This window comes from Lysinibacillus sp. NPDC096382 (genome assembly GCF_044762845.1).
In the GTDB taxonomy this organism is placed as follows: domain Bacteria; phylum Bacillota; class Bacilli; order Bacillales_A; family Planococcaceae; genus Lysinibacillus.
On record NZ_JBIWFC010000002.1, the window covers coordinates 447,804 to 467,793 of the forward strand.

The following is a 19,990-nucleotide window of genomic DNA, read 5'->3' on the forward strand; positions in this document are numbered from 1 at the left end:
TAGCTTTAAAATAAATTAAGTATCTCTCTTTTGGCGGTAGTATCCTGCGATTTGTTGGTTCTATCTGTCGATTGGGTGGTTCTTTCCGTCATTCTGATCTCTATCCGTCGCTTGGCCTCTGCTTTCAACGCTTGAACGGTTCTTTCCACGACTTCGGCCCTTCTATCCACGATTCTGTTGGTTCTATCCACGACTTCAACTCTTCTATCTATCACATTGCACTTTCTATTCGACGCTCTAATCTCTTTCCGTCGCTCGGCCAGTTCTTTCCGTCACTCTAATCTCTATCCATCACTTCGCCTCCGCTATCCGTCACTCTGATCTCTTCCCGTCACTTTGCCTCTGCTTTCCGTCACTCGGCTGGTTTTTCCCGTCACTTTGCCTCTACTTCCCCTTCGCTCTGGCTACTATTCCTCACTCCGCCAGTTCTTCCGTTGCCCCATCTATTCTACTCGAACGCTTCGTCGTTAGTTTGTTTTAAAAAAACAGCAACCAAAACGGCTGCTGCTTCAGTTTAAACGGCAATTGGAGCTTTAATTGTCGGGTGTGGATCATAGCCCTCAATAGAAAGATCTTCGAGTTCTATGTCAAAGATTGACGTTTTATTTGGATTAATTTTTAAGGTTGGTAGGTCCTTAGGCTCGCGCGAAAGCTGTTCTTTTACTTGCTCCACGTGATTTAAATATATATGAGCATCCCCAATGCTATGAATAAATTCGCCAACTTCTAAACCACATTCATGTGCAATTAAATGTGTCAGTAATGCATATGAGGCAATATTAAATGGACAGCCTAATAATGTATCAAGGCTTCTTTGCATTAGCTGACAGCTTAATTTTCCATTTGCGACATAAAATTGGAACATCACGTGACAAGGAGGTAATGCAGCTTTACTACCTTTTGCTCCTGCATTGATAACATCTTCTGGATTCCATGCATTGACAATAATGCGTCGTGAATCTGGATTGTGTTTGATTTGATCGATTACATCTTGTAATTGATCGATTCTTTCCCCCGTTGATGTTGTCCAATTACGCCATTGCTTGCCATAAACATTACCTAGCTCTCCGTATTTACGTGCAAATTCATCGTCTGTTAAAATACGCTCACAAAATGAAGCTAACTCTTTTTTGTAGTCAGCATTGAAAGACTCGTCCACTAAGCAACGACGACCAAAGTCTGTCATATCAGGACCTGAATATTCATCGGACTCAACCCATTTTTTAAAAGCCCATTCATCCCAAATATGATTATTATTTTGCAGTAAATAACGAATATTTGTGTCCCCTTTAATGAACCAAAGTAGTTCACTTGCTACAAGTTTAAATGGTACACGTTTAGTCGTTAAAAGAGGAAAGCCCTCGCTTAAATCAAATCGCATTTGATAGCCAAATACACTATATGTACCAGTACCTGTTCGATCTTCCCTTTTAACGCCACTCTCTAATATATGTTGTAGTAAATTTAAGTACGCGATTTCTGGATGCGCCATGTTAATCAACAGCTCCTTCATGTATGCTGTTGACCATTATAACATCTAGGACGTCCAAAAATAAAAACAATATTTACATATCTGAGCCAAAGAAATTGTTTTCTAGCTCTTTTGAGATTTCACTCTCAATTGTGAAAAAAAACGTTGGTAACAAAATAATATTAAATAAAATCGGAACGATAATCAGTAAAAGATCCATCCCTGGGGTAAAATAGACACTAAAAGCAGTCAGTAACCCGGATATGACTAGAAATACAATTTGCACACCGATAATCAATAATGGAATGATTTGGTACATATAGTTAAGCTTTCGGAACTGATGCATGTTTTCTGGATCTTCTATAATTTTCTTTTTTAAACGTCTTGATAAAAATATACAGGCGAAAAGCTGTGCAATAATAAAGCTAAAATAAATAACACTATGTAGAACCATTTGCCCTTTCATAACCGTGCCATTAAAATGTCCGACCCGCTGCTGTAGTAGGTTGTTGACCGCTCCCTCATAAACATATTCCTGCTTACTAAAATTAGTGGGCGGTTCCACAAAGCCGAGCGTTGCCCAATCCTTTGAGTTGGCTTCCCAGTCGATTAATTTGCTTACCAAAATGCGTAATTGAATAGCATCATTTTCACCAAACATCCCTACTAAAAAAGTATATGGTATCGCTACCTTCATTTGCCCATTTTGTTTTTCATTAATTAAATCTTTAATGGAAAAAGTATACGTAACATCTGTCTGGTGAGCTTCATAACGAGCATCCCCGATCTTCCAATGACTTTCTAAGGAAGATTCAATATTATTCTTCATCTCAGCATACGGCGTATCTTTATGTAAATGCTTAGGAATCTTATAGACAAAACGATTGTCACCCCCAATAATGCAAACATCAACTTTCACCGCATCATTCTCAAAGTCCTTAGCGATTATTGTCATCGGGTACGACATTATGCCGACTAGAAAAAAAAGGATTAGTGGCAATCCTTTCTTTTTCATGCAACGCTCCTCCTTTTCGTCACATATGCTAGATTTACACTATCATAGGCTACACCGAAAAAACTATTTCGTTTTTCCGAAAAAGCAATAGTGGTTTTCCGAAACACCTTATTTCGGTATTCCAAAATTACCAAAAATTATGGATAATAAATAGGTAATTAAGATGGAAATGGGGTAATATTATCATGCAAATAATTGAGAGAAAACGATGAGTAAATGGATATATAGTATTTTCATAACCTACCTACTCCTAGGTATTTATGTGCTCGTAGTGGCAATGCGAATCCCTTTACTTGGTATTTCAGTGGACACAACTAGCCAAAAACCAGTCATAACTGAGTTCTATTACTCAACATGGGCACAGCAAAATAACATTGAAAAAGGCGATATGTTACTGACAATTGATGGCATTCCTGCAGAAAATGTTCGTTCAATCCAACTCGATTCTATCGTTAGAAGTGCTAAGGAACTAACGTTTATGAAGACTAATGGTGATTTTCATTCGGTTAAAGTTAAGCATAAAGATAATCCGGAAGAATTTTATTTGCAAATTATTTTTCCGCTGTTTTATTTTGTCCTATCTTTAGGTGTTGCCATCTATTTATGGCAAAGAAATAAAGATAATCAACTAACTAGTCTACTAACATTATTTTTATTAACTTGTTCTTTGACCTATATAAGTTGCGGGGCATCGAGTAGAGGAAATTTAATTGGAGAAGCAGTAATAAGTATTGGTATCGTATTATGCATATTACTTTTTATTCACTTTTTACAATTTTACTTCCGATACCTACATCTAGAATGGCTGTACCTCAATACCAAATGGCTTTATTTATTACTACTATTTATACCTTGCTGTAATTTCATAATGAGAATTAATTCTGATTTTCGGGTAATAACAGCATTAATTTATTTAGCGATATTTGCTGTTCTTGTTCTTTATGCCATCTATATTTTACTAACGAGTTATTTACGAACTAAACTGGCAAAAATCCGTCTGATCACCATTGCATTTATCACGCCTTTTTTGCCATTTTTATTATTTTTCGTTATACCCGAAATTTTAGGTCAAAACCCTATTTTACATGCTGAGGTAGCTGCATTATTTTTATTGTTTATTCCTTTTTCTTTTATTTTCATTCAAGTGAACGAACGATTATTCGATATTGAATATCAATTATCTCGTTTGCGCTATTATTCAACACTTGCTTTTTTTAGTGCATTAATCTTAACTACAGGCATTACCATATTGGGTATAGATACATTATCGATTATTCAAATTACGAGCGTCTTTATCCTTATATTCCTCGTTATCATTGCTAGCTTTTATATAAAAGAGCAGCTTGATTTTAAGTATCGAAAGATTATTTTTTCATCTACCGGTAATTATGTACATAATTTATATGCTGCCGTTAATCGTATGGGTAAGGCAAAAGATCAGCAAGAATTACTGGAGCAATTCAAATATGAGATAACAGAAAAGCTTGGTACTACAGCTTTTACGATTACAACACTAACGGAAGATGTGCCCATCTCTCGCGGTGAAGTCAACATAGTGAATAACATGACGCACCTGTTATTACATGATTCAGGTGAAGAGAAAATCATGTTAATCATTCGACATGCATTACAAAAAGAAGAGCTTCTTTGGTTAGAGTTACTTGCGCTCTATGTTTCAATGTTTATTGATAATTTAAAGCTCATTGAAGATTTAATAAGTGAAATAAGGCTTATGAAGGATAGCAATGATACCCAGCTTCCTTGGCTCGATAAATTATTATGGAATATCATTGAAAAGGAAAAAAGTATTTTAGCGCAAGAATTACATGACACTATATTACAGGAACAACTTCATTTAGGAAGAGAGTTAGATGTAATTGCTAGTTCGCCTATTATCAAAAAAGACAAGGTATTAGATATTCGAGAGCAATTGCTAAATGCATCGAAGGATTTACGTGAGTATTGTGAGAATCTAAGCCCTCCATTACTGGATACATTTGGGCTTCAAATCGCCTTAAAAAAACTGATTCAAAAGGTAAAAATACGTGCCGATTTTTTATTAAACGCCCAAATAGAACGCGTCCAATTTCAGGATGCAACCTTACATTTAGTCGTCTATCGACTTGTGCAGGAGCTTTTAAATAATGCGATTAAGCATGCCGAGGCAACGGAAGTATCACTAAAACTACAAGTGATCAATTGCGGCTTTGTCCTACAATACGAAGATAATGGTATTGGCTGTGATATTGAAGATTTAATGCAATCTTCCGCTTCAATGGGCATGAACGGGATTCGAGAACGAGTTCGTGCTTTTAATGGCGACATCACGATAACCTCCAGTCATAATGAAGGAATGCAAATTTTTATTCAAATACAAGAGGACGTGGAATCATATGATTGATATTCTTATTGTAGATGACCATCCTGTCGTTTTAGATGGTACAAAAACATTATTACAGGATTTAACAAATGTCCAAATAGACACAGAGCAGGATAGTGCCGCTGTTCTGTCTAGAATGGACGCTCAAGCTTTTCGATTATTTTTAATCGATATAAATATGAAGCCAGTCAACGGTATCCAGCTTTCGGAAATGATTAAGAAAAAGCAACCAGAAGCACTCATTATACTCTACACAGGCTATGAGCTTTCCGATTATTACGAATTACTTATTGAAAAAAAGGTCGATGGATTATTATCAAAGCTTGCCACGAAACAGCAAGTTATTCAAACCATTGAAGCCGCACTAAGAGGCGAGATCCTGCTAGCAGCTGATTTTTTAGATTTTGTACAGCAGCGCATCAATTTACCAAATACGCAGCAAGAGATTTTACTAAGCGACAAGGAGCAAGAAATATTACAGCTTGTCGCACAAGGTTGTACAAATAAAGCAATTGCTTCAGCCATTGGGGTCACGCAGCGCACCGTTGAAAACTATTTATCCAAACTTTTTGTCAAACTAAACGTAGAATCACGCGCTGAGGCAGTCATTGTCGCTAAAGAAAAGGCATGGATCAACTAATTATGTTGAAAATAGATTTAATGTAAATTTTTTCTTACAAAAAGCGGAATATACTGGATAAATATCTGGTACTGTTATATAATAAAAACAATAATTACATTACTTCATCTTAACCGTTAAAATCACGTATTCAAAAGTAATACGAGCTTTTGAATACGTGATTTTTTTCAAGCGATCGAAGCAATATGATTGTTTAATTTTTTTGGGAGGTTGTTCACATGACACAAGGTACAGTAAAATGGTTTAACGCGGAAAAAGGTTTTGGCTTTATCGAAGTAGAAGGTGGAAATGATGTATTCGTACACTTCTCTGCCATTCAATCAGATGGCTTTAAAACTTTAGAAGAAGGCCAAAAAGTAGAATTTGGCGTAGAAGAAGGTAACCGCGGACCACAAGCAACTAATGTTGTAAAGCTTTAATTTCAGCTTTAGAATAAACAGTGCAAAATTCAAGAGACATCCAAATTATGGATGTCTCTTTTTTACGGTTATTTTATTTGTACAGCTTCAGATTTTGAAATAGTCAACGTTCCAATATAAAACGGATAAAACAAGAGCATTGCAGAAAGAATTAGTCCTTGTACGGGTGCAGGCATATCTCCCTGATAAGTAATCGGATATACACTAACAAAGATAAAAGTGAATAGCGCTGTATAGGGTAGCCACAAAATTGTTGTCCAATAGACCAATCGACAATGCGCTATCCACTTAAATGAAGCTAATATAGCACAATAGTTGCTACAACAAAACCAACTCCATGTACAAGTAATGTGATCATTTCGAAATATTGACCTTCCCACCCTGTGAGACTCACAATGCTTAATAATTTACTTGCATTTCATGAGAAATACAGAACATTAGCCCATTCAACATGTTCACTACATTCCATTTACAACATCCTTACGCGTAAGAATGTAAACCTGCAATGACTAAATTTACAAATACTTGATTAAACACGATAATGCCAAAGCCAATAATCGCTAACCAAGCTGTCCTTTCCCCTTCCCACCCTTTGGAAAGACGGAAATGAAGGAACGCTGCATAAAATAAAAATGTAATAAGTGCCCACACTTCTTTAGGGTCCCAGCCCCAATACCTACTCCAGGCAATTTGTGCCCAAATCATGGCAAACAAAAGTCCACCTAAAGCAAACAACGGAAAACCTATCACAACAGCTCGATATGTAATTTCATCCATTAATGTTGGTTGTACACGATTTGTTAATGGCTTTAATAAAACAATTAACGGTTTTCTCGTAATGAGGAAAATCACTGCATATAAAATTGTACCGACGATAAATGCCCATACGATTGAATTTAATTTCTTCGCATCTATCTTATTTGTAATCTGTAAAAGGCCGACCTGATCCCCACTAGTTGTTACTGCATCTTTATTGACAATTAACGGTGTCATCGTATAAACGGCTGTTTCCACCTTATCTAGCTTATTTTCAAATTGAACCTCGACTTTATCTACCGCTATGTCAAAATATGTGGCAACAACTATAAAGCCAATCACAACAACTAAATAATACAGAACAATTTCTAAGAATAGTGTACTTAGCGAGAATTTAGAAACATCTAATGTTCTTAATAAATAAATAATACCGGTTGCGAACGAAATCGATAAAATAGCACTTGAAAATGCAACTGTCATAACATGTATCGTTAACCAATTGCTTTGCAGTGATGGAACAAGTGGTGAAACCGTTTTTGTAAAGACGCTTCCATAACCGAGAATAATTAATGACACAGGGATGGTAAACAAACCTACAACAATTTGCTTATATAAAAAATGAATGATTAAATAGCTACCAGTTAGCATGATACCAAAGAACGTCATAAACTCATACATATTACTTACAGGTGCATGATCAACAGCAATCCACCTTAATATGAAATACACTAGTTGTAAAGCAAAAGCAATATATGTAAGTAGAAGCCCGACTTTCCCAAACATCTTTCCTTTTGATTTCACGGCAAGTCCAATCGGTATAATAGCGATCAGTAGTAAAATAAATGCCACGAACAATGAATTACTACTTAAACTTAATAATGATTCTTTACTCAATGCAACATCCTCCAATGTATTTTTTGGGAAACCGCATAATTACTCCCAATAAAAAAACGTGATTCATTAAAATAAGTGCCATCATTCCCCTTTAAATAACATTACTTTTCGGAATTGTTACAATTTTGTGGCGTAAAACATCAGAAAAGACGTCCTCATATCAAAAAACCATCTATACAATCCGATAGATGGGGAATTACAAAAGTTGGCACCATTCTACCTACATCTTACTAAAAATTGAAATAATAGTCTATTTCTTTTTAGGTTAATATGTGACAATAAATATGCGCAAATGTTACATAACGTTATGTGAGACAAATGGAGGTATACCATGAAACAAAATATATATGACCATCCGGAATTTTTCCATCAATATAAAAAGCTCCGTCAAGCACCCTATAACTACAATAACTTGCTTGAACAACCAGCGTTAAAATCCTTACTTCCTAATTTAACTAATTTACAAATACTTGATATTGGCTGTGGAATGGGACAATTTGCATACTATTGTATAGAAAATAACGCACAGCATGTAACAGCTATTGATGTTTCAGAAAATATGCTGGCAATCGCTCAATGTGAACATGCTCATCCGCATATAGACTATTATTTGCGAGCGATAGAAGATTATCAGGCAGCTCCTGACAGCTTTGATTGTATAACAAGCTCTCTTTCCTTACATTATATAAAGGATTTTAGTGCAGTCATTGGTAAAATCGCTAAAATGCTTCGTCCTGGTAGCAATTTTATTTTTTCTGTAGAGCATCCGATTGTTACTGCTCGTAAAACAACGGAGGATAATTGGCTTTATGATGACAGCGGCAATAGGAGCCATTACGCAATTGATAATTACCATGATGAAGGTTTGCGTGAGCGGACATGGCTTGTGGATGGTGTTGTTAAATATCACCGTAGCATTTCTACAATCATCAATACATTGATCGAACATAACTTGACGATAGAAAAAATGCTAGAGCCGATTCCTAATTTAGAGGCTGTTGAAAAACTGCCTTCCTTAGAAAATGAGCATCGTAAACCTTCCTTTTTATTAATAAGAGCAAGAAAATAACTTTTCAAGTCTCGTAGCCGTAACTCTACTGCGAGACTTGCCTTTGTCTATGCTTTACTTAAATTTCACAAAAATAATTTCTGGGTCACCATCATCTAAATTTTCAATATACCCACTTTTTATAAATCCCGCCATTTCAAATACCTTATGCATACTAGTATTTGATTGGTTAGTAGAAGAAAAGATTTTTGGAGTGGCTGCCATTTCTACATAAAAATTTAATAATGTTGTGGCAATGCCCTTTCTTCTCTCAGTTGGTTTGATAATAACTAATGAGATGAAGCTATTGTCAAAAAAATCATTTGTAAAAATGAGAAAACCCGCAATACCTTTTTCAGTTTGTTGAATGATACATCGTTTTTCGTTAATAGCTGTACGCAAATAGTCCCTTCGCGAAAAATCTCCAATTACTTCTTGATCAATTGCACATATTTCATCGAAATGCTCTATACGTGCTTCCAGCAAGTTTTTCATTCTGCCACCTCATTTCTTTTTTAGACGAGAAATTTTTTAATATTAAGTAGATTCCTTCCTCTTACAAGTACAGCATTTCTATTCAAGCGTTTCTCTAATATTTTTACTTAAGTAATAACTCATCACTTTAATCTCAGCCCTAAACCCTTTTGCCAGCCTTCCTTCATCGACAAATCCGCACTTTTTATAAAGTGACTGTGCAGCAGTATTCGGCAAATTAACCCCTAACACAAGCTCATTGATATAAGGAAAATGCGTCAAAACAAAGTCCGGCAAAAGTTGTAATGCTGCTTTCGCATAGCCTTTCCCTTGTTCATAATAGTCTGTCGAAAAGGCACGGATTAAAACCGCCTGTTCGTTAGAGGAATATGGCTTGACACCCTCATGTTCATGCAATACAAAGAATGTTACGAGCCTGTCTTCATCTAATACAAGAACGGCATGACGATTTTTATCCTGCTTCACTAGTTCAATGCTCTCTTTCGGAGACATCGTATAGCGAAGCTGCTCCTCTGTAATCGTATATCGTTCAATTAAATGATCATCTTTTTCTTCATAAAATTTTAATCTCATCAAAGCTCTCCTTTTCATCTTTAATCCTAGTAATCTATCTCATTAATCTTCCCTTATGGATCAAAAATACGCCCTTAGTACTGTTTTAAATTGTTCTTGGCAGAGTTTACTTCAAATAAATCACAAATATAATGTATTCTAACATGATTTACAATTTTATTGTGGAGTATATGTAAATTTTGGAATTATTAGAGAGAGCTTCAAAGCGGAAAGAAACTGCCATGCTCATTCTCGAAGAATTAGAACTACTAGAAAAATGGAATACAATTGGTCAAGCTTATGTTGTCGGCGCTACAGTGTATGATTTACTAGTGGATCAAGATATCGATATCGAAACATTTTTTGTTTGTCCGAATGCAGCGGAAGCCATGTCGATATTAGCGGACTTAACTGGCAATCCGAAGGTTTTAGAATTAAAGTATTGTAATTATTTAGAAACACCATCTCATGGTTACTATTTTAAAATACAAAACATGCCCCATTAGAAATTTGGAATATTGATATAAACACGAAAAGGTTCTCTATCAAGGGATTTAATATCGTTAATGAACGACTTCTTAACAATAGAGAGTCGAAAGTATATTTTAAATATTAAAGAAGAACTACTAAAGAAATCCATAGTACTTCCTTCGATTTATGTATATGAGGCAGTGTTAGATGTCACAGATGAGACCCTGTAGCGAAGCAAATGTTTTCTGTGTGAAAGTGTAGTGCTAACGTAGCGTCAGCAACAATTTTTTTCTGTGCGAAAGCGCAGCGTCAGCTACAAAGCGCCCAGTTGGAGCGGAAATCAACTCCACATTATGGAGATAAGCATTTAAAAACAATTGTTTCTACTAATTACCAAAAATGCTACTATAATGATATCTAAACTAAAGGAGTTGGGCATATGAGCGCAGAGATTGCAGTAGATGTTTTGTTTATACATCAAATAACCCAAGGGATGTAACCTCTAACTGCAGCCCTTGAACAAGGGAGAAAACAAATGGAAAATTATTTTAATGAATTTCTTACAGGACAATCTATTACTTTACAGCAAATGACTTCTTCCGACTTGGAGGCATTTGTAAAAATCGAAAGTGAAAAAAATACGTTGTTACTTGCCAATGACGATATTCCCTTTCCAAACACCTTTGAGGATCATGCTTCATTCTTTCAAAGTATTAGTGGAAAAAAAGAGGAGTTTATTTTCGGTATATTCGAAAAGTCGTCAAATGAGCTTATCGGCTCCTGTGGCGTCTATGGAATCAACTGGAAAAATAGTACTTGCTTTGTAGGTATCTCAATTGGCGAACAATGGCACGGCAAAGGGCTTGGAACCGATGCCATGAAAACGCTTATTCATTTTATTTTTAATTATATTTCCATTAATAAAATTAAGCTTCAAGTTTTCAGCTTTAATAAAGGCGCTATTCGTTCCTATGAAAAATGTGGCTTTACAAAAGAAGGTTCTCTACGCAATGAGATTTTCCGCTTCGGTCAATTTCATGATGTAGTTTTATTTGGTCTATTACGAGAAGATTGGAATCAAATAGGATAAGCAATTTTCCCCAGTTGTTGGAAATACTTCGCTTTCTCGATAAATCATATAAAGTTTTCGGTAAACTAAGGATATTTCTCGATAAAATGAACCAAGGGGCTGTCAGAAGACAGCCCCTTCTTCTATTCTTCCCAAATTCTTTGAACATCACTTAACACGAAATGCTGAAATGATAGTTGATACACATCAGGCATTGAAAGTTTTTTCTAAAATACGTGATCATAATGCACATCCAAATATTGCATCATTAAGACTATAATATTGCATGTGTACCAACTATATTGTCATTTGGATGTGTAAGTATAATTTTTTGCAAAGTGGTCATAGCTCGTTCCTTTACAATTTCATTGGATTCTCCACCTTCAAATGCGAAATTCGGATGACTCCATACTTGATGAATGGCAGCGTCAAAAGATAATATTCTTTCTTTAAAGGAATCAATCGTTTTTATCTGTAATTTATGTTTTTGTGCGATGCCCTCCACCGTCTGAATGGCTCTTTTATATGGACTTGAATATATCGTATGAATATTTTTATTTTCAAATAATCTAGTAACACGATCCCTATCCTCAAACCCTTTACTAGAAAGCGGGCGATTGACCTCATCAGCGTTATAGTGAGAACGCGCGTGTCTAACAAAATATAGTACAGTCATTATAGTTCCTTCTATTTTTCTTCAGATTTTGCCTTCTTTTCTTTTATATAATTGTATAGGTCAACCTTCCACATACCATCCTCTCTTAATAAGGCATATGTCTTGCCGTAGTGCGAGCTTCCAAAAATTATCTCTAATTGAACAATTGCTATACTTTCAGTGCTAGAATCTTTATTCAAAGAAATACTATCGTAGTATCTGTACATTAAATAATTTTGAATATCTTCATCTAAAAAATAATCTATATACTCTGCTATAAAGGTATCTTTATCTGGTAGCTCATTGTTATTGTAGGTAATTGCATAGAGTTTATCGAAATTATGCTCAAATATTAAATTCATCATAATTAACACGATTTCCTCTGGTGTAAAAGTCTTTAGACTATTAATATTTCCTTTCTTCAAGAAGTCTTCATATAAAGCTCTTTTTTCCTCCGGCAATTTCTCTAAATATGTAAAATCATAATGCTTATCGATAGTTGGAAGCGTTTGTTTTGATTCTTCCACGTGTTGAACAGAATGGTTAGTAACCACTGTTGATTCTGAAGATTCTCCTGCTTTTGTTTTCTCTTCTGAACATGCTAATAACATTAAATTAGTAACGATCATAATGCTAAATAATGGCAATCTTAACTTCAACACTATAAACCTCCCCCTATCATAGCAATTATGCAAACTCTATTCACCCATCATTCCATTTATTTCGAAAATTCTCAACATTATTAACCAACATGAAATCTCCTCAATAACAAACAACAAAGAAGTTTATTTGATAAATTGTGACAAGATACGAAATGCATTAAAATTTCAATAGATATCGACATAGTTTTTAATAGTAAAAAAGGAGCAAATCTATTAAATTTCAACCTTTGCCTATTCTTGAATACGGCCAAAAAAAACGCTAATATTCTAATATAATAGGTAATAAAATATATAATTAATACAATAAAAGGCAATTAGTGTAGACTAAAATACCTGTTGTTGGAATTTCTTATTTTTCAACTATATAATTATGAATATATTTTTCTATGACTAAATTACGAATTTCTCAACCTATACACAATGTGACATATTTTTCGTTTTAGGTGAGATACAATGAAAAAGTTGAATCGAGGTCAATGTATTTCAAGAATATGAAGAAAAAATTATAGGGGGAAAAGATTTTGGTTAAGATATCGTTTAAACAATTCTTGAAGATGGAGATTGAAAACAAAAGGAAAGATATGTATAAAAAGGCGATGGATTTAGGTTTTACCCACCCTAGCGTGGTAGATTGTAGTCAAGAATTAGATGTCCTACTAAATAAATATTCAAAAGCGATCAATAAAGCTAGCTAAAACTATTTCCGATGATCTGTATAGTAGGTTCCGGTTTAAAAAACACACCAATTCCATTGCTGTTGTAAAGATACGTATAAATAACATAAAAATGGGATATCTTCTTTATGACAGGAAAAAGGAGGCCGAAAAATGCAGATGTTTTTTTTATCATTGGTCGTTTCAAGCTTTTTACTACAGCAGCCTCAAGATTCAGTAGAAAATTCAGCACCGATTCTTTGCAAACCTTCTGGAACTACATCTTATAAATATCCTAATAATCAATATCAGACATTTCGTACTAAGAATGATTTTTACCATCATTTAAACAGGACAATCTATGAGGAATATAACGATGCTACCTTAAACATTCGTCAAAAAATAGCCTTTAAGGACGTACCGAAGGCTGAAGAAACATTTCATCTAAAAACAAATTTTATACGTAAAAAAATAGACCTCTCTCAACATACTTTTATTCATCCCAATCGACAAGTATATTTTTTAGCATCCTTTAAGCAAAATAATCAGGAGACTTATCATAAATACCTGGTCATTGACGCTGAGACACAAACTATCCTTTTAGGAGAAAGTAATTATCAAAAGAACAGCGCCAATTAAATCTATTTCGTTTGTTGTTTAATTTATTGTATGCTTGAAAATTGATTAATAGTAGCAAAATCTAAGAAAAAATCTACATTTTTAAGTAAATTTTACAAAAATAAATATCACAACATTTATTTCATTTTTTTAGCTCGCCTTTAGAGGGTTATGACTTCCCTCTAAAGGTGAGCTAAATTGTTTAATACCCTTTATAAGATAATGCTTTTTGCTGTATTTCTCGCTTTATTTTCTCTATAAACTGTTGCAATGGCTTTTCAATTAATGCTTGCTGACCATATTTACGAACAGTGACATGTTGACGATCCATTTCTTAATCACCAAGCACTAAAATATAAGATATTTTTTTCATTTGAGCTTCACGAATTTTTTTTCCGAGCTTTTCTTGTCGATCGTCAATACTTACACGGATTTTTTTGTTCATTTTGTAAATCATTCTTGCTGTGTATCTGTAACCCTAATTACTTTTACTTGTTGAAGTGCAAGCCACGTTGCCAAAATGCTCAATTAATATTCTTTTTATGCATTAATTATGATTCTACACCCAACTATGTACTTGCTGCATATTCTACTTTTAGTAGGAACGTTGCAACGATGAGCACTGTCTGTGTTCAAGCGAAGGTATGTATCAAATAGCTCATCTTCATTTCCCTCCCCTCATTCTCTATACTAAGTTTTCATCCACTTCGTACTTCTAAAGTCTCATTGTGAGACTGCCACTTAATGTGAATGGTTGGGGCAGCATCCTTTTTAAATATTTTCGCACTTTCTTTTTTCTTTAAAATTAACTGTTTATCCTTATTTACCTGGTAGTCAATATAATTTTGTGATTCTTTAGACCCTTCTATCGTTATTTCTAAACCACCTAAATCTCCCTCTTCCCCAAGATAGAAAAGTTGTAAGCCCTCGGCAGTATTACTATGATATACGGCCTTCCAGTGCTCACTTTTCGCTATGTAATGGATCTCTTGTTGTTGATTCGTACTACAAGCAACTAACACAAACATTATTAAAATTAGGAAGCATAATTTTTTCATTAAATATCGATTTTCCTTTCTTTGAAAGTTATCCTATTAATATCAACTTCGATCTATCCTTCTTAATTTTTAGAAAAAGCTGTTATTCGGCTTGAATAATTATCATCAATGTATATCCCCCTTACATGAATTGTGTAAACCAAGCAATATATTTTGCTCCTGGTAGAAATAATAGCTGTGCCAAAAATGTGCCTAGCAGTCTTGATGCCATCATCATTACAGATGCTCGTTTAAGACTTAAGTAGCTGCCTCTTTGATTGATAACATCATCTGCTAGAATGGAAATTTTTGGGTCAATAAATATGATTAGTAACATCGTCGCTACACCATTAATAAGTCCTGATGACATGACAGCAGTATTCGATCTTTCAGGAACTAATAAAGCGGCGTAAAGTGCAGATAGGACGCCAATTGTATAGATGGCCGTAATTACGACATTAATAATAAATAATTTAAGGGGAATATCACGCCAACTAATACCTTTTAAGTATGAAAAGCTTGGCATATGAATATGTTTTATTCCCCGTTTGATATAGTCAATGCTAAAACCCTTTTTGAATAATGCTGGAATGGAGCCTCTTTCCTCAGACAAATGTATAATAGCCCTTGAAAATATCGCTACAAATGTTGGCAATAGTAGAATACCTACCAATGTACCTAATGAAGCGGCGCCAATAAGCATACGGAATTGCTGTTCCACAAATGCCAATGTGTTTTCCTTTGGTGCTGTGTCAGTCAGACTTCCGGTAAAAGGTTGCTGCATCATGTTTGCTAGCCTTGAAAACATGACCATGACATTGAACAATGATAATGCAGAGGCTAATAATTTTACACGTGCACCCGATAATCGTACTGCATACGCAAGTGTTTCTATCGAGTGAATGATGAGAATAAACAAACCAATCATTATTAATTTATCTGTCAAAATATCCAAAACCTATTACCTTCTTTTCGGTTGATGATTGGTCGTCACTCTTGTATTATTTTTAGTAATCGTTTGATCCAATCTCGTACATATACTTCCCATTCTTCACGAGGAGTTGTCGCTGATAGAGAAAGCGATTGCAATTTTTCTGGCATCATATGCATTTTACTTCTTAACAGCTCATTATCTTCTGACTCCTCGTCCATAAAAAGTAAATATCTCCCTTCTACAGGCTCTCTGTAAACCTTCGAGCACTCTCTAGTTCGATATACCTTTGTGGAATATAGTTTACCATCAATTTTAACTTCATAATGTCCTCTACTCCTATGTTGAATTCGGACATGCGTACCATCTATGCGTTGGATAGTCGCTTCAAACGCTAAAAGCTGCTCATCGTCCATCTGAATTCCAAAAATCCAATGATTCCTATGGGAACTTTTCACATCGGCATCATATGTATCGTACCTTATATTAAATTTGTTTGAGTCGTCGCAACTTTCCTCTGTTAAATATGTTGCAATCAGTTCATCTAAGGCTTGTTCATCTAACTGATTGCCATAGGTTAAGATAGCGATGTGCTTTTGAACCCCAGCAGCATATTTGTATAATTCCTCTTCATTATCTATCTCCCAAGGTTTTTCCTTATAGTAGAGTACCGAATACAACAAAGACACTCCTTCCTTTTAATATTCTACGAAATTAACTTGAATAAGTTTCATTATTACCCTACCAAACAGAAAAGCTATTCATCAGGTACTTTATTTCCTAACGAATAGCTTTTTTATTATTTAATGATTAATTGCAAAGTCATTATTCCAGCTAGTTGAATCAGATAGCTGATAGGTCACCATATTGGCCGTTACTACAAGAATCACACCTGCGCTGGATTTATCTGAAGAAATAGGGTCCTCTAATATTAATACAACATACCCCTCACCTCGTCCCAGAGGATCTATCGCATTTGTAGCGTTGATTTCGAAGGTTGTATACGTTTTCTCATTTGTAGCAAGGAGTAATCTTTCGTCCTTATAGACTCCATATTCCTTCAAATTATAGCAAACAGGCATCCATCCTTTTGACCAATCAATACTGCCCATTATTTCTTTTTTACGATGTGTAAGTTTGCCTATTGAAAATGTAAAATATATCTTTATAATAGCTTGATCTAATTCATTTTTTCCTTCACATACAGCTGTTACTTCCAGTTTAATATCCCCGTTTGAATGCTTCCTAATAACCACTAAAGTAACAGTGAAAATACAAATAACAAGTACTATGCCGATGACGACAAACCCCATTTAGTCCCTCCTAACATTTCAATGAATGTTACTATTAGATTACCACGTTTTAGTATTAATGGTATTTTTTCATCAAACAATCTTATGAAATGACACGGGCATAAATGATAAGACATAAAACGAGTATATAGCTCATTAGCCATTCAAAGCTTTATCCCTCTTTAACGGTCCAGTGGACTTCCCCATCAAAGTTTTATGGAACCCGATCCTTTTCTTATATACGCTTTTTCTTTGAATTCCCAACTTCTTAACTCCACTATTTCCCGCTTACTTTTGGAAGTATTCTCAACTATACTAAAGGGAATTCGTTTTTAAGGAGATTTATTTATGAAAACATCTATACCTTGTCCAGACTGTCAAGAAGCAATATCGCTTGAAGACTTTGAGGATTTTTCATCACCATTTACCATGGAATGTCCACATTGCCACGTCAAATTAAAAGAGACAAAAGTAACCCCATTTCTATTAATTGGTACGATTGCAATCATTCCTTTATTTATTTTCTTAACAGAAACATTAAGATCTTTCCTATCAGGCGTAATCCCTGTTATCGAAAAAATACCTTCCTTTATCGTATTCCTTGGACTGTTATATCCGTTATATGGTTTTTATGAGCGATTTAATGGACTTGTTATGTTTAATAAGGGCAAATTACAAATAAAAAAAAGAAAGTGATAAGTGTTGAATTATCATAAAATTTGATTAAAAATCACTCTAAACTCTTGATTTCACTGTATATAAAAAAGCCAACGTTTTTCAGATCCTTCTTATCCCCTAAAGCACCCCTTTAGCCATCCATGAAGCGCGAAAATAATCTCTTCACCACAGAAAATGAAAGATTAAGTTCTTTCATGGGAGTTTTATAAAAGAAGAACAGCGACACTTATTAAACAATCCCGTCTGATTGTTTATCAGTTAATTTACACTTGACACCTCTTTTTGTTAACTGGTAAACTATTTTTATTAACCGGTTAACAAAAGACAAAAAGTTAGGTGATACATTATGAATCATATAGACAAAAAGATGGAAGCGTTGAATGCTTTGCAACAATTTATCAAAGAAAGAGAAGCCGTCCAAAAGAGGAAAAGCTTCAGTAAAAAAAATGAGGAAAACTCCATTGTTATGGATTGGACTCTCACTCAATTACATATTGTTTCAGCCATCAAGGCACAGGGATCTGCGAATAATACATCCCTTTCGGAAACGTTAAACGTCTCCAAGCCAGCCATTACAAAGGCAATCAAAAAAATGCTAGAGAAGAACGTTATTATCGAGACCAGACAGGAGACCAATCAAAAAGAAGTTCACTATCTCCTTACTGATTTAGGGAAACAACTTGCCTCTATCCACGATCAATTGCATGAGAAGGCGAGAAATCGATACCTGCGCCTATTAGATAGTTTCAATACCGACGAATTAGAAACCATTATAACTTTTTTAGAAATGATTACTGACAAACTTAAAGGTGATGACGTTCCATTTGGAGACTAAATATACAAAATGTAACGCAAAAAAATCGTTTGTCTTATACGCCTTGAGTATTAGCACGTTTTTTGCTTCTTTAAGCCAGAACATCTATACACCGATTATTCCCCTTATTCGGGATTCGTTTGAAGTATCCATCAGCTGGGTGAATTTTACGGTCAGTAGCTTTATCTTTATTATTGCAGTGATACAGATTGTTTTGGGAACTGTGGTTGAACATCAAAATAAAAAAAGATTATTGCTCATTAGTCTTCTTTTGATGGGCGTATCAGCAGTCTTTTGTGCTTACACCAACAGTTTTACGTTGTTTACGCTGTTCAGAATGATTCAGGCAATCGGGGCCGGGATAATCCCTTTAGTTGCAATCAGTATGATTGCACAGTTATTTGAAGGTGAAGCAAGAGGAAGTGCCATGGGAACGTATCAAATCCTGCTTACCCTTGCACCAGCCGTTTCACCTGTGGTTGGAGGTTTTATTGGGGAGGTTTTTGGTTATGAGGGAATTTTCCTTTTTCTTTTGATCATGGCGGTTTCCTTGCTGTTGTTCATTGTTTATTTGCTGCCAAGTGAAAAACAGAATGAAACTGACGAAATACCGTCCAAAGGATTTATCCATGCATATAAGGCAGTCTTTTCCCATTACATTGGAACAAGTATTATGATCATTAGCTTTTTAGTGTTTTTCATCTATTTTGCTATTCTTGTCTATCTGCCTGTCTTGCTCCATGATCATTATCATGTATATTTACAGTTCATTGGATTATTATATTTACCTTTGACAGTCAGCATGATTGTCGGGAGTATGTTATTTAAAAGGTTGCAGAAAAAAATATCTCTAAATACTTTGTTTATCTCACTGTTAATTGTTATGCCTTTGCAGGTCATACTATTTGGTGTACTTCACGCTCAATCACTTGTGGGGTTAAGCATTATCTTATTTGGTTATGGAATTATGGTTGGATTTTCCGCCCCCCTTCTCTCGACTCTTATTAGCAATGAGTACAGCGAGCACCGAGGAACAGCTTTAGGCGTTTTTAACTTCGTCCGTTATTCAGGTATGGCGCTTGGTGGAATGTCCCCCGCATTATATCATGTACTGCCTAGTTCTGCTTTATTTGTGCTGTTTGGTGTTTTACTGCTCTTGGTTTCCATACTACCTTATAAAAGATTTCAAAGCAGGAGTACTTCATAAATAAGCAAAAAGACAACGGATATAGATACTTTTAATATCTGTTGTCTTACTAGTTTTCACTTCACAATCTGGCCCGATTGTTGAACACAAGTTAAAAAACAACACTGTTGAAATAACCCGCACCTTTTGTTTAAGTACATTTCTTCACAATCTTTATATCGATTTTTATCAATCTTTATTAAAAACAATCAATCTTTATTAAAAACAACCAATCTTTTTTATATAGCTTCAAT

24 protein-coding genes are annotated in these 19,990 nt (G+C 34.8%); 11 read left to right on the plus strand and 13 right to left on the minus strand.

From position 1 onward, the window contains the following. Positions 1-514 precede the first annotated feature (514 nt). Complete coding sequence (locus ACIQZA_RS05980) at positions 515-1,492, minus strand: thymidylate synthase (protein ID WP_323657365.1); 978 nt, start codon at positions 1,490-1,492, stop codon at positions 515-517. A 73-nt stretch (positions 1,493-1,565) separates the two neighbouring features. Beyond that, positions 1,566-2,486 carry a hypothetical protein gene (locus tag ACIQZA_RS05985; RefSeq protein WP_400933505.1) on the minus strand — a complete coding sequence of 307 codons (921 nt, stop codon included), beginning with the start codon at positions 2,484-2,486 and terminating at the stop codon, positions 1,566-1,568. Between the two features lie 208 nt (positions 2,487-2,694). Between ACIQZA_RS05985 and ACIQZA_RS05990 the strand changes: the two genes are divergently transcribed. The 3 genes from ACIQZA_RS05990 to ACIQZA_RS06000 all read left to right on the plus strand — a co-directional run bounded on the left by ACIQZA_RS05990 (position 2,695) and on the right by ACIQZA_RS06000 (position 5,925). After that, complete coding sequence (locus ACIQZA_RS05990; protein WP_402880294.1) at positions 2,695-4,887, plus strand: sensor histidine kinase; 2,193 nt, start codon at positions 2,695-2,697, stop codon at positions 4,885-4,887. Continuing rightward, entirely contained in the window at positions 4,880-5,506 is a 627-nt protein-coding gene (locus tag ACIQZA_RS05995) for a response regulator transcription factor (RefSeq protein WP_142507965.1), read from the plus strand. Before ACIQZA_RS05990 ends, ACIQZA_RS05995 begins: the two co-directional genes overlap by 8 nt. 218 nt (positions 5,507-5,724) lie before the next feature. Next, positions 5,725-5,925 (plus strand): cold-shock protein, encoded by a 201-nt coding sequence (locus ACIQZA_RS06000; RefSeq protein ID WP_053592785.1) that lies wholly within the window; start codon positions 5,725-5,727, stop codon positions 5,923-5,925. A gap of 480 nt (positions 5,926-6,405) precedes the next feature. Here the strand turns inward: ACIQZA_RS06000 and ccsB are convergent, their stop codons facing one another. Then, positions 6,406-7,575 (minus strand): c-type cytochrome biogenesis protein CcsB, encoded by a 1,170-nt coding sequence (gene ccsB / locus ACIQZA_RS06005; protein ID WP_400933511.1) that lies wholly within the window; start codon positions 7,573-7,575, stop codon positions 6,406-6,408. 331 nt (positions 7,576-7,906) lie between these two features. Here ccsB and ACIQZA_RS06010 point away from each other — a divergent pair, with 331 nt between their 5' ends. Next, on the plus strand, positions 7,907-8,644 hold the full coding sequence (locus tag ACIQZA_RS06010) for a class I SAM-dependent methyltransferase (protein WP_402880292.1): 738 nt from the start codon (positions 7,907-7,909) through the stop codon (positions 8,642-8,644). A gap of 54 nt (positions 8,645-8,698) precedes the next feature. On the opposite strand, the gene ACIQZA_RS06015 is transcribed toward ACIQZA_RS06010, so the two are convergent. Together ACIQZA_RS06015 and ACIQZA_RS06020 are read right to left on the minus strand one after the other, a co-directional pair. Next, entirely contained in the window at positions 8,699-9,118 is a 420-nt protein-coding gene (locus tag ACIQZA_RS06015; RefSeq protein ID WP_400933515.1) for a GNAT family N-acetyltransferase, read from the minus strand. A gap of 78 nt (positions 9,119-9,196) precedes the next feature. After that, the gene (locus tag ACIQZA_RS06020; RefSeq protein WP_402880290.1) at positions 9,197-9,691 is read right to left on the minus strand and encodes a GNAT family N-acetyltransferase; all 495 of its coding nucleotides are present in this window, start codon (positions 9,689-9,691) and stop codon (positions 9,197-9,199) included. 179 nt (positions 9,692-9,870) lie between these two features. Here ACIQZA_RS06020 and ACIQZA_RS06025 point away from each other — a divergent pair, with 179 nt between their 5' ends. Together ACIQZA_RS06025 and ACIQZA_RS06030 are read left to right on the plus strand one after the other, a co-directional pair. Next, positions 9,871-10,176, plus strand: coding sequence for a hypothetical protein (locus tag ACIQZA_RS06025; protein WP_400933519.1), 306 nt, complete (start codon positions 9,871-9,873; stop codon positions 10,174-10,176). Positions 10,177-10,676: 500 nt separating this feature from the next. Then, positions 10,677-11,231, plus strand: a complete 555-nt coding sequence (locus ACIQZA_RS06030) for a GNAT family N-acetyltransferase (RefSeq protein WP_274067843.1) — start codon at positions 10,677-10,679, stop codon at positions 11,229-11,231. Positions 11,232-11,484: 253 nt separating this feature from the next. Here the strand turns inward: ACIQZA_RS06030 and ACIQZA_RS06035 are convergent, their stop codons facing one another. Next, a complete protein-coding gene (locus tag ACIQZA_RS06035; protein ID WP_402880287.1) occupies positions 11,485-11,886 on the minus strand; it encodes a histidine phosphatase family protein in 402 nt (133 codons plus the stop codon). 11 nt (positions 11,887-11,897) lie between these two features. Then, positions 11,898-12,527, minus strand: a complete 630-nt coding sequence (locus ACIQZA_RS06040; protein WP_400933522.1) for a hypothetical protein — start codon at positions 12,525-12,527, stop codon at positions 11,898-11,900. A 554-nt stretch (positions 12,528-13,081) separates the two neighbouring features. Between ACIQZA_RS06040 and ACIQZA_RS06045 the strand changes: the two genes are divergently transcribed. After that, positions 13,082-13,222 (plus strand): aspartyl-phosphate phosphatase Spo0E family protein, encoded by a 141-nt coding sequence (locus tag ACIQZA_RS06045; protein WP_198516187.1) that lies wholly within the window; start codon positions 13,082-13,084, stop codon positions 13,220-13,222. A gap of 132 nt (positions 13,223-13,354) precedes the next feature. Next, a complete protein-coding gene (locus tag ACIQZA_RS06050) occupies positions 13,355-13,819 on the plus strand; it encodes a hypothetical protein (RefSeq protein ID WP_400933524.1) in 465 nt (154 codons plus the stop codon). A 181-nt stretch (positions 13,820-14,000) separates the two neighbouring features. On the opposite strand, the gene ACIQZA_RS06055 is transcribed toward ACIQZA_RS06050, so the two are convergent. The 6 genes from ACIQZA_RS06055 to ACIQZA_RS06080 all read right to left on the minus strand — a co-directional run bounded on the left by ACIQZA_RS06055 (position 14,001) and on the right by ACIQZA_RS06080 (position 17,079). After that, positions 14,001-14,129: a hypothetical protein gene (locus ACIQZA_RS06055; protein WP_400933526.1), complete on the minus strand. Its 129-nt coding sequence runs from the start codon at positions 14,127-14,129 to the stop codon at positions 14,001-14,003. A 3-nt stretch (positions 14,130-14,132) separates the two neighbouring features. Further along, a complete protein-coding gene (locus tag ACIQZA_RS06060; RefSeq protein ID WP_402880285.1) occupies positions 14,133-14,243 on the minus strand; it encodes a His/Gly/Thr/Pro-type tRNA ligase C-terminal domain-containing protein in 111 nt (36 codons plus the stop codon). Between the two features lie 253 nt (positions 14,244-14,496). Then, entirely contained in the window at positions 14,497-14,856 is a 360-nt protein-coding gene (locus ACIQZA_RS06065) for a hypothetical protein (RefSeq protein ID WP_400933530.1), read from the minus strand. Positions 14,857-14,977: 121 nt separating this feature from the next. Then, positions 14,978-15,763, minus strand: a complete 786-nt coding sequence (locus tag ACIQZA_RS06070) for a lipid II flippase Amj family protein (protein WP_400934044.1) — start codon at positions 15,761-15,763, stop codon at positions 14,978-14,980. Between the two features lie 62 nt (positions 15,764-15,825). Beyond that, positions 15,826-16,446, minus strand: a complete 621-nt coding sequence (locus ACIQZA_RS06075) for a hypothetical protein (protein ID WP_402880284.1) — start codon at positions 16,444-16,446, stop codon at positions 15,826-15,828. Between the two features lie 123 nt (positions 16,447-16,569). Continuing rightward, positions 16,570-17,079 (minus strand): hypothetical protein, encoded by a 510-nt coding sequence (locus tag ACIQZA_RS06080; protein WP_402880283.1) that lies wholly within the window; start codon positions 17,077-17,079, stop codon positions 16,570-16,572. A gap of 327 nt (positions 17,080-17,406) precedes the next feature. On the opposite strand from ACIQZA_RS06080, the gene ACIQZA_RS06085 reads away from it, so the two are divergent. From ACIQZA_RS06085 to ACIQZA_RS06095, 3 genes are all read left to right on the plus strand, one after another. Further along, positions 17,407-17,754: a hypothetical protein gene (locus ACIQZA_RS06085; protein ID WP_400933536.1), complete on the plus strand. Its 348-nt coding sequence runs from the start codon at positions 17,407-17,409 to the stop codon at positions 17,752-17,754. Positions 17,755-18,082: 328 nt separating this feature from the next. Then, on the plus strand, positions 18,083-18,571 hold the full coding sequence (locus ACIQZA_RS06090; protein WP_400933538.1) for a MarR family transcriptional regulator: 489 nt from the start codon (positions 18,083-18,085) through the stop codon (positions 18,569-18,571). Next, positions 18,561-19,757, plus strand: a complete 1,197-nt coding sequence (locus ACIQZA_RS06095) for an MFS transporter (protein ID WP_402880282.1) — start codon at positions 18,561-18,563, stop codon at positions 19,755-19,757. The genes ACIQZA_RS06090 and ACIQZA_RS06095 overlap by 11 nt, the downstream gene beginning before the upstream one ends. The last annotated feature ends 233 nt before the right edge of the window (positions 19,758-19,990 follow it).

What these genes read in the sequence shown, in the direction of transcription:
- ACIQZA_RS06015 (WP_400933515.1), bottom strand. Translation starts at nt 9,118, where the DNA reads ATGAAAAACTTGCTGGAAGCACGTATAGAGCATTTCGATGAAATATGT.
- ACIQZA_RS06045 (WP_198516187.1), top strand. Translation starts at nt 13,082, where the DNA reads ATGGAGATTGAAAACAAAAGGAAAGATATGTATAAAAAGGCGATGGAT.
- ACIQZA_RS05985 (WP_400933505.1), bottom strand. Translation starts at nt 2,486, where the DNA reads ATGAAAAAGAAAGGATTGCCACTAATCCTTTTTTTTCTAGTCGGCATA.
- ACIQZA_RS06030 (WP_274067843.1), top strand. Translation starts at nt 10,677, where the DNA reads ATGGAAAATTATTTTAATGAATTTCTTACAGGACAATCTATTACTTTA.
- ACIQZA_RS06050 (WP_400933524.1), top strand. Translation starts at nt 13,355, where the DNA reads ATGCAGATGTTTTTTTTATCATTGGTCGTTTCAAGCTTTTTACTACAG.
- ACIQZA_RS06055 (WP_400933526.1), bottom strand. Translation starts at nt 14,129, where the DNA reads ATGGATCGTCAACATGTCACTGTTCGTAAATATGGTCAGCAAGCATTA.
- ACIQZA_RS06070 (WP_400934044.1), bottom strand. Translation starts at nt 15,763, where the DNA reads ATGATTGGTTTGTTTATTCTCATCATTCACTCGATAGAAACACTTGCG.
- ACIQZA_RS06000 (WP_053592785.1), top strand. Translation starts at nt 5,725, where the DNA reads ATGACACAAGGTACAGTAAAATGGTTTAACGCGGAAAAAGGTTTTGGC.
- ACIQZA_RS05990 (WP_402880294.1), top strand. Translation starts at nt 2,695, where the DNA reads ATGAGTAAATGGATATATAGTATTTTCATAACCTACCTACTCCTAGGT.
- ACIQZA_RS05980 (WP_323657365.1), bottom strand. Translation starts at nt 1,492, where the DNA reads ATGGCGCATCCAGAAATCGCGTACTTAAATTTACTACAACATATATTA.
- ACIQZA_RS06080 (WP_402880283.1), bottom strand. Translation starts at nt 17,079, where the DNA reads ATGGGGTTTGTCGTCATCGGCATAGTACTTGTTATTTGTATTTTCACT.
- ACIQZA_RS06065 (WP_400933530.1), bottom strand. Translation starts at nt 14,856, where the DNA reads ATGAAAAAATTATGCTTCCTAATTTTAATAATGTTTGTGTTAGTTGCT.
- ACIQZA_RS05995 (WP_142507965.1), top strand. Translation starts at nt 4,880, where the DNA reads ATGATTGATATTCTTATTGTAGATGACCATCCTGTCGTTTTAGATGGT.
- ACIQZA_RS06060 (WP_402880285.1), bottom strand. Translation starts at nt 14,243, where the DNA reads ATGAACAAAAAAATCCGTGTAAGTATTGACGATCGACAAGAAAAGCTC.
- ACIQZA_RS06035 (WP_402880287.1), bottom strand. Translation starts at nt 11,886, where the DNA reads ATGACTGTACTATATTTTGTTAGACACGCGCGTTCTCACTATAACGCT.
- ACIQZA_RS06085 (WP_400933536.1), top strand. Translation starts at nt 17,407, where the DNA reads ATGAAAACATCTATACCTTGTCCAGACTGTCAAGAAGCAATATCGCTT.
- ACIQZA_RS06010 (WP_402880292.1), top strand. Translation starts at nt 7,907, where the DNA reads ATGAAACAAAATATATATGACCATCCGGAATTTTTCCATCAATATAAA.
- ACIQZA_RS06090 (WP_400933538.1), top strand. Translation starts at nt 18,083, where the DNA reads ATGAATCATATAGACAAAAAGATGGAAGCGTTGAATGCTTTGCAACAA.
- ACIQZA_RS06020 (WP_402880290.1), bottom strand. Translation starts at nt 9,691, where the DNA reads ATGAGATTAAAATTTTATGAAGAAAAAGATGATCATTTAATTGAACGA.